The organism is Pseudomonas sp. P8_229 (genome assembly GCF_034008635.1).
Taxonomy (GTDB): Bacteria; Pseudomonadota; Gammaproteobacteria; order Pseudomonadales; family Pseudomonadaceae; genus Aquipseudomonas.
In genome coordinates, this window is the sequence record NZ_CP125378.1 from 689,383 (window position 1) to 700,828 (window position 11,446).

Genomic DNA, 11,446 nt, shown 5'->3' on the forward strand with positions numbered 1-11,446 from the left:
CATGGCGATCAAACAATTAATAAAACGCACCAGTGGCTGGCTTTACCTCAACTCCCCCGTGGGACGAAATCAGTTGCAGGGCGCCGGGGTGATCCTGATGTTGCACCGGGTGCTGGCCAACGACCGCGCCGCCGACCTGCCGCACCGCAATGAACTGTGCGTGGGGCCGAAAGCCTTCGAGCATTTGCTGGTGTGGTTGCGGCGGCACTTCGATTGCGTACCGCTGATGGACATTCTTGCGCCGAACTCGCTGCGCAGCGAACGCCCACGGGTGGCGCTGACCTTCGACGATGGCTGGCGCGACAACGCGGTCAACGCCTTCGCGCTGCTGCAAAAGTATCAGGTACCGGCGAGCATCTTTCTCTCCACTGATTTCATCGGCAGCCGCCAGCGCTTCTGGTGGGAAAGCCTCGGCGAAACCCTGTGGGGCAGCCACGGCGAAAAGGCCCGCATGCACTTGATCGAGTACCTGCACATGATCCACCACCCGCTGCCGGTGCTGGTGGACGACATCGATGTCGACCGCCGCAGCCTGTCGTTGCTGCATTACCTGCATAGCCTCAAGAACCTTGAACCGGCGATGCTCGAACGCCTCGCCGACGAATGCCCGCCCGAAGCGCAGCCGCAAGCGCTGGACTGGCATCAGGTGCGGGCGCTGGAGGCTTCAGGGCTGGTGCGTTTCGGCCCGCACGGCGCCAGCCACGCGATCCTCACCGAACTGGACGACGTGCGTCTGAACCAGGAAATCAGCCGCAGCCGTGACGCCTTGAACAACGGCTGCAACCGGCCACTGCCGGTGTACTGCTACCCCAACGGCAACAACGACGAGCGCGTGCGCAAGCAGATTGCCGAGCACGACTACCCGTTCGCCCTCGGCACCGGCACCGGCATCTATCGCGGCGAAGGCGACCCGCTGAACCTGCCACGTTTCGGCGTCAGCCAGCGCACCGCGCGCAATCCTGAGCTGCTGTCGTGGCGCATCTTTCGCGGCAACCGGCCATGAGCCGCAGCCACTACCTCAAGCATCTGGCGCTGAGCATGGGCACCAAACTGGCGATGATCGCCCTGCGTTTGCTGCGCAACGTGCTGCTGGCGCGGATTCTCGGGCCGAGCGAACGCGGGCTGTTTGCCCTGCTCAGCACCCTGCCGGACTTGATCAGCGCCGCCACCAGCGGCGGGCTGAACTCGGCCGTCGGCTATCAGGCCGCCAAGCAACGGCCGATGGGCCTGCTGCTGAGTCAGGTGCTGGTGTTCGGGTGTCTGCTCGCCGGTTTGCTGACCCTGTTGGTGGTGGCGCTGGTACGCGAGTTCGGCGGCGAGCTGGATGTGACCGTGCAACTGGGGCTGCTGGCCTGGCTGTTGCTGCTGGCGGTGCCGCTGACCGTACTGAAAAGCGGACTGCTGACCTTGCACAATGCCTCCGGCGGCGTGGTCGCGTTCAACGCCTTGCGCCTGACCGAATCGCTGGCCCCGTTACTGCTGTTTCTCGCGCTGTTCTGGATGTGGAAAAGCGCGGCACTGGAAGCGGCGCTGATCAGTTGGCTGGCCGGGATCAGCCTGGTGGTGCTGGCCGGTTGGGTCTGGCTCAAACGCGCACAACCGCTGCACCTGCAATGGGATCGCGCCAGCCAGAACGAATTGCTGCGCTACAGCGCGCGTAGCCATCCGGATCTGCTGTTCCAGCAAGTGATTCTGCGCTCGGATTACCTGTTCATCGGCGCGCTGCTCGGCAGCACCGCGCTGGGTCATTACGCAATGGCCAGCGCCGCCGCCGAACTGCTGCTGATCGTCCCGGAAGCGGTGACCACGCCGCTGATGAAACGCCTGCTGCAACAGGACGAAGGCATGGACAAGGTCACCCCGCTGGCCCTGCGCCTGACCGCCACGGTGATGCTCGGCGCGTGCCTGTGCATGGCGCTGATCGGCAACTGGCTGATCGTCACCCTGTTCGGCGCCGCCTACCAACCGGCGTATCCGGCGCTGCTGGCATTGCTGCCGGGGCTGCTCGGGCTGTGCTACGCAAGCATCCTGCGTCTGGACCTGCTGGGGAAAAACCGTCCCGGCACGGTGTCGCTGCTGATGGGCCTCGGCGCCCTGCTCAATCTGGCGCTGAACCTGGTGCTGATCCCGGCCTACGGCATCGTCGGCGCGGCGGCGGCTTCGTCGATCGCCTATCTGGCGGTAACGGTCGCGATGCTGGTGTTGTACTGCCGTTTGAGTGGTGTGGTGTTCTGGCAAACCCTGATCATCCTGCCCAGTGACGTCGCGCCGATGTGGCAGATGTTGCACCGGAAGGCCGTATGAAAGGCCTGGTCCTGCTGCTCGGTCTCGGCCTGTCGCTGGACACCTTTGCCGCGTCAATGCGCTGGGGCGAGATCCGCGACGGCAGCCTGTACCTGCAAACCGATCGTCCGGACACCGTGACCGTGCGCTGGACACCCGCGTGGCAAGCGGACGCCAACGAAGAGCATCTGTACCTGCTCGACGGCCAGGGCAAATTGCAGGGCGAACGCTTGATCAAGGCCAGCGAAACCCGTGGTACCCAGAGTTGGCCGTTGCTGCCGGGCGCCGCCAGTTATCGTCTGGAAATCCCCGGCTACAGCTTCCGTAATTACCGGGTCGAACACGATGAACACACCGTGGCGCAGTTCGAGCCGGCCAAGGTGCATTTCAGCGCGCAGACGCAGAACGGCGACGAGTTGTATTTCAAGGTCGCGCCGGGGGAACACGCGGTGCTCGCCGGCAAGTTTCATGGAGGGGTCAACACCTTGCAGGCGCAACGGGTCGGCGATGACCGGCCACTGACGCTGACACTCAAACCCTATCGCGCCTATTGGCAGTTCGACCAAGTGGCGTTGCCGGTCAGCGCGCGCGAACAGGTCTGGCGCCTGCGCCTGCAAGGCAGCGGCAAAGCGGCGTTCTGGCTCGATGGCACGGCCAACCGGTTTGCGCAGAGCCCGCAGCAACTGCAACCCCTGCGCGAGGACGCCGGACAGACCCGTTTGACCCTGCACGACAAAGTGCTCGGGCGCACGCCGGATCTGGGCATCGCCTTGCCCTACGTGATGCCGCCCCCGGCCAGTCATGCCGTGCTGGATGCGTTGAAACCTACCGCCGGCAGCTACTACAGCTTTGTCGATGTCACGGCGAAGAACCCGCATTTCGAAGACGCGTTCCGCCAGGCCTATCAGGATCGCTTCGGCATCCGACAGGACATCACCCTGCTCGCCGGCAGTCAGCGCCAGGCCGATCTGCGCGCCGATGTGCAAAGCAACAACGGCCTTGACGCCTGGCTCGCCGGCACTCGGGCATTGGGCGGCAAAGGCACCCACTACATCGGTTTTGCCGACGAGCCGAACCTCAACTATTCGAGCTTCGAGCAATACCGGGCGATTTTCGCCAGCATGGCCAGACAGGTGCACAGCGATCCGGCGAACGCCAAGGCCGGGGTGCGCATCGCCATGCCGGCCAGCTCACGACTGATCAACGGGCCGTTCGCCGACAACGCGGCGGACAAGCGCGGCATCGATTGGGCCCGGCGCTTGCTGAGCGAATCGGCCGATCAGATTGATGCACTGGCGTGGCACGAATGGATGATCCGCGACCTGCTCGCCACCCGCGTCTACCGCGACAGCGTGCGCCGTGCTGCCGAACTGGTCGGCCTCGACGCCCATGGCCAACCGCGCAAAGCCTTGTTGCTGGACCAGACCAATCTGTCCAGCGGCTCCAGCCTCAGCCCCTACGATCAGGAAACCCACTACGCCTCGCTGTGGTGGACCTCGGTGGTGATCAACGCTTCGCAGGACGGTTTGCTGAGCATGCTCAACTGGTTTCAGGCCGCCGACGAGCCGCAGTACCCCAAGGGCATGCTGCGGGTGTTGGGCGACGATCACTTCGAGCTGAAACCGGTCGGCTTCGCTCAGCAGTTCATTGCGCAGCACTGGCTGCATCAGGTGTTGTGGCTGGAAAACGATGCGTTTGAAGTCGATGTGCTGGCGATGGCCGGTGACGGCCAGCATGGCCTGCTCGGCGTGAACAAAGGCACGCGTTTGCAGCGTGTCGACCTGAGCGGCACCAAGTGCCCGCTGAACAACGGTGCCCTGCGCTACTTCGGCGCGGACAACCGCAGCCGCGACGCGCCATTTGCCTGCCGCGACGGACGCGTCAGCTTCGACTTGCCAGGGGAAACCCTGTTCGCCCTGAGCTGGAGCGCGTCATGAACCCAATTCCGAACAATCAGACGAACATAAAACTGTGGCGAGGGGATTTATCCCCGATGGGCTGCGAAGTAGCTCAATTTTTTCAGGCTTTAAAAGCGACGACTGCTGCGCAGCCGATCGGGGATAAATCCCCTCGCCACAAAAGCCCAACTCCACAGGGTTCGCCCGCGCCAAAAGGTTCAGGAGTACAGAACATGGGTATCATCAGCAAACTCAGCCAGCACATCAAACAAAAAGGCCTGCACGCCACCCTTGGCAAAGCGTGGAAGCACTACGTGTTTTTCCATCAGGAACTGCTGTGGATGGAGCGCGACCTGGTCAGCCCGGTGCCGCCGCACAGCCTCAAACCCTATCCGGCGCTGCGGGTGGTGAAGATCACCGCCGACAATGCCAGCGCCTTCGCCCGCTACTTCGGCGACCGCATCGCGACCATGGCCGAGCTGGCCAACGAAGGGCACACCGGGCACATGCATCTGGACGATCAGGGCGATGCCGTGGCGTTCATCTGGGGCAGCGCGCGGGACTATTTCGATCGGCATTACTACGGCTGCATGTTCCCGGTAAAAACCGGCGAGTTCTTCGAATTCGGTGGCGAGCTGACCCGCGCCTACTGGGGCACCGAACTCTCGGTGGACCTGCAACTGGAGCTGTGGAAAGCCATGGCGCAACAGGGCTGCGACAAGGTTGTGGACGTCTGCGAGTTCCACAACATCCCGGCGCTCAAACTGCACCTGCGCATGGGTTACACCGAGCAAGGCCGGATCATGAACGTCTATACCCTGTTCGGTCGCTGGTATTTCCACCGCGAAACCCGCTACAGCGGCTCGCGCCTCGAAGCGTTGCGCAAACCGTCCCGTCCACCTGTCCAAGCAACGGCGGCCTGAGCCCATGACGGCGCGATTCGAATGGCGCACCTCGTTGTGCGCCGCCGACTTCCCGGCAGCCGCGTATGAAGCGCTGCGCCTGCGAGTGACGGACCACACGCCGTTCAACAACCTCGGCTGGTTGCGTGCGGCAGAGCTGACCCTTGGCGAGGGTGAACGGTTGCACATTCTGCTGGGTTGGGAAGCTGACGAGTTGCGCCTGTGCCTGCCGCTGGTGGCGGCTCGCGAACGCTTTACCGGAGTGCCGTTCCGGGTCCTGCACCACCTGGGCTATCCGTTGGCCGACCGCTTGGCGCTGCTGTCGCTTCTCGATGCCCAAGACATGCGCCAGGCCTTGCGACTGATCCGTCAACGGCTGCCCCACGCGCTGCTGCAACTCAACGAATTGTCCGAACAGGCGGGGGAAGAAAGCGCCCTCACCCCATGGATGCCGGCCAGCTCCACCGGTGAGCGACGCCTGAGCTGTCGGGTGCCGGTGCACCTGATCAGCGAGGCCGATCATCAGGAGGTCTCCGGCGACCCGCGCTACAAGCTGCGGCGGGCGCGCAAACGGATTGCCGCGTGTGGTGCCGAGGTGCGGCGGATCACCCCCGACGCATTGAGCATGCCGCCGTTGCTGAAGGTGCTCGGCGAAGTCGAAGCAGTGAGCTGGAAAGGCGACGAAGGCGTGGGGATTTTTGCCAGCGAACGCAGCCGGCAATGCATCGAAAATGCCTTCACCGCCCTCGCCGCCCAAGGTCTGGTGCGCGTGGTGACGCTGGAACTCAACGGGCGCTGCATCAGCTATCGCCTCGGCCTGCTCGAACAAGGCCGACTGTACGACTACAACCTCGCGTTCCTGCCGCAATACGCCGATCTGGGCAGCGGCCGGGTGCTGCTGGAAGAATGGATTCGCTGGGGGCTGGACGAGCACTGGCGCTGGATCGATGCCTCGCGAGTCAGCCTGGAAAACTCCAGCCACCAACTGCACGAGCGCATGACCGGCCAACTCGAACACTGGCGCTGGAGCTTCTATTCCTGGCGCCCCAGCGGTCTGCTGCTGGGGCTGGGGTTGCGCCTCTGGCATCGCTTGAAACCGACGGTACAGCAATGGCGGGCGCGGCGTGCGGCCAAGCCCGCAGCGGCACCGACACCTGTCGTCATCACTGCGGAGGGCGATCATGCCTCGCCAAGTCATAGTCAACGCTGACGACTTCGGTCTCAGCCCGAACGAAAACGCGGTGATCTTCGCCGCGTTTCAGGCCGGGGTCATCAGCAGTGCCACGGCCATGGCCAACATGCCGGCGTTCGAAGCAGCCTGCGCCATGGCCCGACATGCTTTGCTGCAAGGTCGGGTCGGGTTGCATTTCAACCTGACGTACGGCCGGCCGCTGAGTGCGTCGATCCTGCGCAGTCGCACCTTCTGCGACGACCACGGTGTGTTCGACCTCAACCTGCCACGCCACAGCCTGTGGCTGGGTCGCGAAGATCGCGATGCGGTGCGCGAGGAGCTGCAGGCGCAGTGGCAGCGCTGTGTCGACCACGGTATGCGGCCCAGCCACATCGACTCGCATCAGCACGTGCACAACATCTGGCCGATCGGCGAAATCGTCGCCCGGTTTGCCGCCCACCAAGGCGTACCGATTCGCCTGGCGCGCAATCTGGGGCAGAACCTCAGCCTGCCCAAACGCGTGTTCAAAGGTTTGCTCAACTGGCGTTTGCAGAGCCTGGCCGGTGCCACGGCGAACTACGTGTGCACACCAGTGGACCTGCGCAACGACCCCGCGCCGAGCGACGGCGTGCTGGAAATCGTCGCCCACCCGAATCAGCTCGGGAGCGACTTCGGTGATGCCTACCTCAACCCCGGCGAATCCCTGAGCCGCGTGCTGGAGCAGCGCCTTGGCGGTGTGCCACGGGTGTCCTATGCCGATCTGAACAAGGATTTTTTACGCGGTGCCGCGGCACTCGATTGATTCATACCCACAACAGCAACGTCACCACACCGGGCCTCGGCCACGGAGGGCAACATGAACGTCATCGGAAAACTGCGTGATCGTATCCGTCAAAAAGGCTTTCGCCATTTCTTCGCCGGTCTGTGGAAGCGCTACGTGTTCTTCCACTGGGAACTGATGTGGATGCAGCGCGATCTGGTGACCCCGGTACCGCCGCACAAGCTGCGTCCGTACGAGGGAGTGCGCAAAGTCGATATCACGCCGCACAACACCGGGGCCTTCGCCAGGCACTTTGGTGATCGCGTCGAGACCATGGCCGAACTCGCTGCCGAGGGCCACACCGGACACATGTACCTGGATGCCGAAGGTCATGCGGTGGCGTTCATCTGGGGCAGTATTCGCGACTACCACGACCGTCACTATTACGGCTGCTGGTTCCCGGTCAAACCCGGTGAATTCTTCGAGTTCGGCGGCGAGATGGCCCGGCCGTATTTCGGCACCAGTCTGTCGGTGGACGTGCAGGTCGCCCTCTGGGAAGCCATGGCCGCCCAAGGCTGCCACACCGTCGTGGACACCTGCGAAACCCGCAACATCCCGGCAATGAAACTGCACATCCGCATGGGCTACCACGAACAGGGGCGCATCACCCACGTCTACGGCCTGTTCGGCCGCTGGCGCTTCTACCGCGAAAGCCGCTATGAAGGCTCACGGCTGGATAAACTGCGCAAACCGGAGCCATCGGTGGTGAGTGCCGCGGCCCAGGCTTGATCAATCGTTAACGGTGTGGTGGCCATTCGGCCGCCATCGCGAGCGGGCTCACTCCTACAGTGGACGGGTGTCGTACACAAATCCTCTGTAGGAGTGAGCCTGCTCGCGATGGGTCCATCAGGCCTTGCTGGCGACCAGAGTGAAGCACAGCGGCATCTGCGCTGGCTGATTCAGGTACTGGTCGTACACCTCTTCCCGGTTCGAATGCGGGTATTCCTTGAAGTGCGCGATGTTCAGCCCTGCCCCGATGGCGCCGCTGAAGATCGCGCCGAGGGTGTGCACGAACCAGTAGGACTTGGCCGCCTGCTGCTCGACCTTGCCGACGTAGACGATCGGTTCTTCCTGCACGAACGGCTCGGCGCGGAAGTAAGAAGTGGCGAGGCGGTACGGGTCTTCGCCGTCGGGGTCGACCATTTCCAGAAACGGATGGGTTTCGTAGATCACCAGCTTACCGCCCGGCTTCAGGGTCGAGGCGACATGGCGGAAGAACTCGCCGATATCGGGCATCCAGTTGAGGACGCCGATGGTGATCAGCGCCACGTCGAAGCGGCTGTGCAGTGAGGCCGGCAGATGATGGACATCGGCTTCGATAAATTCGGCGTTGTACGGCGAGCGCTGATTCAACTCGCGGGCCTGTTCGAGGAAGGCACTCGACTGATCGACCCCGACCACCGCTCGCGCGCCGAGAGCAAACAGCGACAGGCTTTCGCGGCCGTTATTACAACCCAGTTGAATCACCGCTTTGCCGTCCACACCGACCTGTTCCAGCAGGCCGCGCAAGGTGTCGTCGAGGCAGGAGAAATCAGCCTGTGACACGTCGTTCAACAGCGCTTGCCATTCCACCGACTCACGGTGATGGCGAGCGGAGTCGTTCCACGCCTGTCGATTGCTGTCGATGGCGGTTTTATTGTTGGGCACTTCCATGGCGCACTCCGGACGATGCTCGTGATTGAGCGGCCCCGAGTCTAAATCAGCCCGACAATCCGGGTTGTTGCGAACTTGTAAGCCCTCACACGCCCCCCTGTGGGAGCGGGCTTGCTCGCGAAGGCGTCGGCACAGCCAACATTTTCATCGCCTGAACCACCGCTTTCGCGAGCAGGCTCGCTCCCACAGGTTTTGTGAAGTATGCAAATCTTGCGTTCTGGCTGAAATCTTGTGGGAGCGGGCTTGCTCGCGAAGGCGTCGGCATAGCCAACATTTTCATCGACTGAACCACCGCTTTCGCGAGCAGGCTCGCTCCCACGGGTTTTGTGGAGTAGGCAAATATTGCGTTCTGGCTGAAATCTTGTGGGAGTGGGCTTGCTCGCGAAGGCGTCGGTCCAGCCAACATCTTCATCGACTGGACCACCGCTTTCGCGAGCAAGCCCGCTCCCACAGGTTTTGTGAAGTAGGCAAATCTTGCGTTCTGGCTGAAATCTTGTGGGAGCGGGCTTGCTCGCGAAGGCGTCGATCCAGCCAACATCTTCATCGACTGAACCACCGCTTTCGCGAGCAGGCTCGCTCCCACATTTTTGGCGTGGTCACATCTGATTCAGGCGTTCGCGCAGGAATTCGACAAGCGCCTGCACCGGCCGCGAGGCCTGGCGATGTTGCGGGTACACCGCCGACAGGGTCAGCGGTTCCGGTCTGTAGTCGTCGAGCACCGGCACCAGTCGCCCGTCCTTCAGCGCCACGCCAACGATGAACGTCGGCAGATAGGTAACCCCCATGCCCTGCACGGCGGCGTCTCTGAGCAACTCGCCGTTGTTGACGCGCATGCGCCCGGTGACGTTCACCAGCAACGGCTTGCCCTGCCCCGCGTTGAAGCGCCACTGCACCGAACGCCCATGGCCATATGGCAGGCAGTCGTGGCTATGCAGGTCTTCGGGTTTGAGCGGTGTACCGCGTTCGGCGAGGTACGCCGGGCTAGCGCAGTACACCCGTTCGATGGAGGCGATGCGTCGGGCGATCAGCGTCGAGTCTTCCAGCACGCCGATGCGCAACGCCAGGTCGTAGCCTTCGCCGAGCAGGTCCACCGGGCGGTCGCTCAAGTCCACCTCCACGGTGACTTCACGATAGCGCTGCAGGAACAGCGGCAGCAGACACCCCAGATGCGCCACGGCAAACGACAGCGGCGCACTGACGCGAATCGTCCCGCGCGGTTCTGCGGTCTGCCCGGCAATGCCTTGCTCGACCTGCTCGACTTCGCCCAGCAGGCGCAGCGCCGACTCGTAATAGCTCTGGCCCAGTGGCGTGACGTCGAGGCGCCGGGTCGAACGGTTCAGCAGCCGCACGCCGAGACGCTCTTCAAGCTGCATCAAACGACGGCTGACGAACTGCTTGGACAGGCCCAACTGATCAGCCGCAGCAGTAAAGCTGCCGGAGTCCATGACCTGACAAAAAATACGCATGTCTTCGAACGGGTTCATTGTCACTCTCTGGTAGACAGTCAAACGCTTTATAGCCGCTTTTTCACTTTTCGACAGCTCATTAATCTGTGTTCACGGTTTGAAAACAGCCCGACACAACACAACAAACTCTCGAAAAAGGAATTGAGCATGAACCTCACCAAGACCCTGACCGCGTCCTTCCTCGCCCTGTCCATCGGCAACGCCTTCGCCGCCGGCAGCCCGGGTGTCGAACAGCACACCCAGGCATTCCTCGAAGCCCTCGCCGCTGGCGGTGGCAAACCCCTGGAGCAATTGAGCCTGAAAGATGCACGTGCAGTGCTGACCGGTGCTCAGGCTTCGGTGAACGTCGACCTGTCCGGGGTGGAAGTCAGCGACAAGTCGATCAAGGTCGATGGCCAGACGATCAACCTCAAAGTGGTGCGCCCGGCCAAGGTCAAAGGTGAGTTGCCGGTGTTCATGTTCTTCCACGGCGGCGGCTGGGTGTTGGGCGATTACCCGACTCACCAGCGCCTGATTCGTGATCTGGTGGTGGGTTCCGGCGCGGTCGCGGTGTACGTCGATTACACGCCGTCGCCGGAAGCGCAGTACCCGACGGCGATCAATCAGGCCTACGCCGCGACAAAATGGGTGGCTGAACATGGCAAGGACATTGGCGTAGACGGCAAGCGTCTGGCGGTGGCCGGCAACAGCGTTGGCGGCAACATGGCGGCGGTTGTGGCACTGATGGCCAAGGAACAGAAAACCCCGGCGCTGCGCTTCCAGCTGCTGATGTGGCCGGTAACCAACGCACAGTTCGACGACGGCTCGTACCAGCAATTTGCCGAGGGGCATTTCCTCACCAAAGGCATGATGCAGTGGTTCTGGGACAACTACACCACCAACGCTGCAGAGCGCGCGCAGATCCATGCCTCGCCGCTCAACGCCAGCGCCGAACAGCTCAAGGGCCTGCCCGCTGCGCTGGTGCAGACCGCCGAGTTCGACGTGTTGCGCGATGAAGGTGAAGGCTACGCCCGGCACCTGGATGCGGCCGGCGTGCCGGTGACCTCGGTGCGCTACAACGGGATGATTCATGACTTTGGCTTGCTCAATCCGCTGAGTCAGATTGCGCAAGTGAAAGCGGCCGTGCGGCAGGCGGCGGCTGAACTGAAGACGCATCTGAACTGATGCCGATCTCTCACCACACCCAACGGTGTGGTGAGTTTTTTTGAATCCCCTCACCACAAAAGCCTCTTCAACACCAATGTTCATGCAGT

General features: G+C 62.8%; 10 protein-coding genes. 8 read left to right on the plus strand and 2 right to left on the minus strand.

Translation table 11 applies throughout. The annotated features are described in order from the left end of the window. Nucleotide 1 precedes the first annotated feature (1 nt). The 7 genes from QMK55_RS02915 (at nt 2) to QMK55_RS02945 (ending at nt 7,803) form a co-directional block, all read left to right on the plus strand. Nucleotides 2-1,003 (plus strand): polysaccharide deacetylase family protein, encoded by a 1,002-nt coding sequence (locus tag QMK55_RS02915; RefSeq protein ID WP_102358668.1) that lies wholly within the window; start codon nt 2-4, stop codon nt 1,001-1,003. After that, the gene (locus QMK55_RS02920) at nt 1,000-2,304 is read left to right on the plus strand and encodes a lipopolysaccharide biosynthesis protein (protein WP_320328638.1); all 1,305 of its coding nucleotides are present in this window, start codon (nt 1,000-1,002) and stop codon (nt 2,302-2,304) included. The genes QMK55_RS02915 and QMK55_RS02920 overlap by 4 nt, the downstream gene beginning before the upstream one ends. Continuing rightward, complete coding sequence (locus tag QMK55_RS02925) at nt 2,301-4,220, plus strand: hypothetical protein (protein WP_320328639.1); 1,920 nt, start codon at nt 2,301-2,303, stop codon at nt 4,218-4,220. Before QMK55_RS02920 ends, QMK55_RS02925 begins: the two co-directional genes overlap by 4 nt. Nucleotides 4,221-4,414: 194 nt before the next feature. After that, nucleotides 4,415-5,104 (plus strand): N-acetyltransferase, encoded by a 690-nt coding sequence (locus tag QMK55_RS02930; protein WP_320328640.1) that lies wholly within the window; start codon nt 4,415-4,417, stop codon nt 5,102-5,104. 4 nt (nt 5,105-5,108) lie between these two features. Beyond that, a complete protein-coding gene (locus QMK55_RS02935; protein ID WP_320328641.1) occupies nt 5,109-6,293 on the plus strand; it encodes a GNAT family N-acetyltransferase in 1,185 nt (394 codons plus the stop codon). Continuing rightward, nucleotides 6,265-7,056, plus strand: a complete 792-nt coding sequence (locus QMK55_RS02940; RefSeq protein WP_102358663.1) for a ChbG/HpnK family deacetylase — start codon at nt 6,265-6,267, stop codon at nt 7,054-7,056. Before QMK55_RS02935 ends, QMK55_RS02940 begins: the two co-directional genes overlap by 29 nt. 54 nt (nt 7,057-7,110) lie before the next feature. After that, nucleotides 7,111-7,803 carry an N-acetyltransferase gene (locus tag QMK55_RS02945; protein ID WP_320328642.1) on the plus strand — a complete coding sequence of 231 codons (693 nt, stop codon included), beginning with the start codon at nt 7,111-7,113 and terminating at the stop codon, nt 7,801-7,803. A 117-nt stretch (nt 7,804-7,920) separates the two neighbouring features. Here QMK55_RS02945 and QMK55_RS02950 read toward each other — a convergent pair whose 3' ends face one another. Further along, nucleotides 7,921-8,727: a class I SAM-dependent methyltransferase gene (locus QMK55_RS02950; RefSeq protein WP_320328643.1), complete on the minus strand. Its 807-nt coding sequence runs from the start codon at nt 8,725-8,727 to the stop codon at nt 7,921-7,923. A 596-nt stretch (nt 8,728-9,323) separates the two neighbouring features. Then, complete coding sequence (locus tag QMK55_RS02955; RefSeq protein ID WP_320328644.1) at nt 9,324-10,211, minus strand: LysR family transcriptional regulator; 888 nt, start codon at nt 10,209-10,211, stop codon at nt 9,324-9,326. A 129-nt stretch (nt 10,212-10,340) separates the two neighbouring features. Between QMK55_RS02955 and QMK55_RS02960 the strand changes: the two genes are divergently transcribed. Next, nucleotides 10,341-11,357, plus strand: a complete 1,017-nt coding sequence (locus tag QMK55_RS02960) for an alpha/beta hydrolase (protein ID WP_102356708.1) — start codon at nt 10,341-10,343, stop codon at nt 11,355-11,357. The last annotated feature ends 89 nt before the right edge of the window (nt 11,358-11,446 follow it).

Bases quoted from the DNA above. Each gene is read 5' to 3' on its own strand.
- QMK55_RS02940 (WP_102358663.1), top strand. From the start codon at position 6,265: ATGCCTCGCCAAGTCATAGTCAACGCTGACGACTTCGGTCTCAGCCCG.
- QMK55_RS02955 (WP_320328644.1), bottom strand. From the start codon at position 10,211: ATGAACCCGTTCGAAGACATGCGTATTTTTTGTCAGGTCATGGACTCC.
- QMK55_RS02930 (WP_320328640.1), top strand. From the start codon at position 4,415: ATGGGTATCATCAGCAAACTCAGCCAGCACATCAAACAAAAAGGCCTG.
- QMK55_RS02915 (WP_102358668.1), top strand. From the start codon at position 2: ATGGCGATCAAACAATTAATAAAACGCACCAGTGGCTGGCTTTACCTC.
- QMK55_RS02935 (WP_320328641.1), top strand. From the start codon at position 5,109: ATGACGGCGCGATTCGAATGGCGCACCTCGTTGTGCGCCGCCGACTTC.
- QMK55_RS02920 (WP_320328638.1), top strand. From the start codon at position 1,000: ATGAGCCGCAGCCACTACCTCAAGCATCTGGCGCTGAGCATGGGCACC.
- QMK55_RS02950 (WP_320328643.1), bottom strand. From the start codon at position 8,727: ATGGAAGTGCCCAACAATAAAACCGCCATCGACAGCAATCGACAGGCG.
- QMK55_RS02945 (WP_320328642.1), top strand. From the start codon at position 7,111: ATGAACGTCATCGGAAAACTGCGTGATCGTATCCGTCAAAAAGGCTTT.
- QMK55_RS02960 (WP_102356708.1), top strand. From the start codon at position 10,341: ATGAACCTCACCAAGACCCTGACCGCGTCCTTCCTCGCCCTGTCCATC.
- QMK55_RS02925 (WP_320328639.1), top strand. From the start codon at position 2,301: ATGAAAGGCCTGGTCCTGCTGCTCGGTCTCGGCCTGTCGCTGGACACC.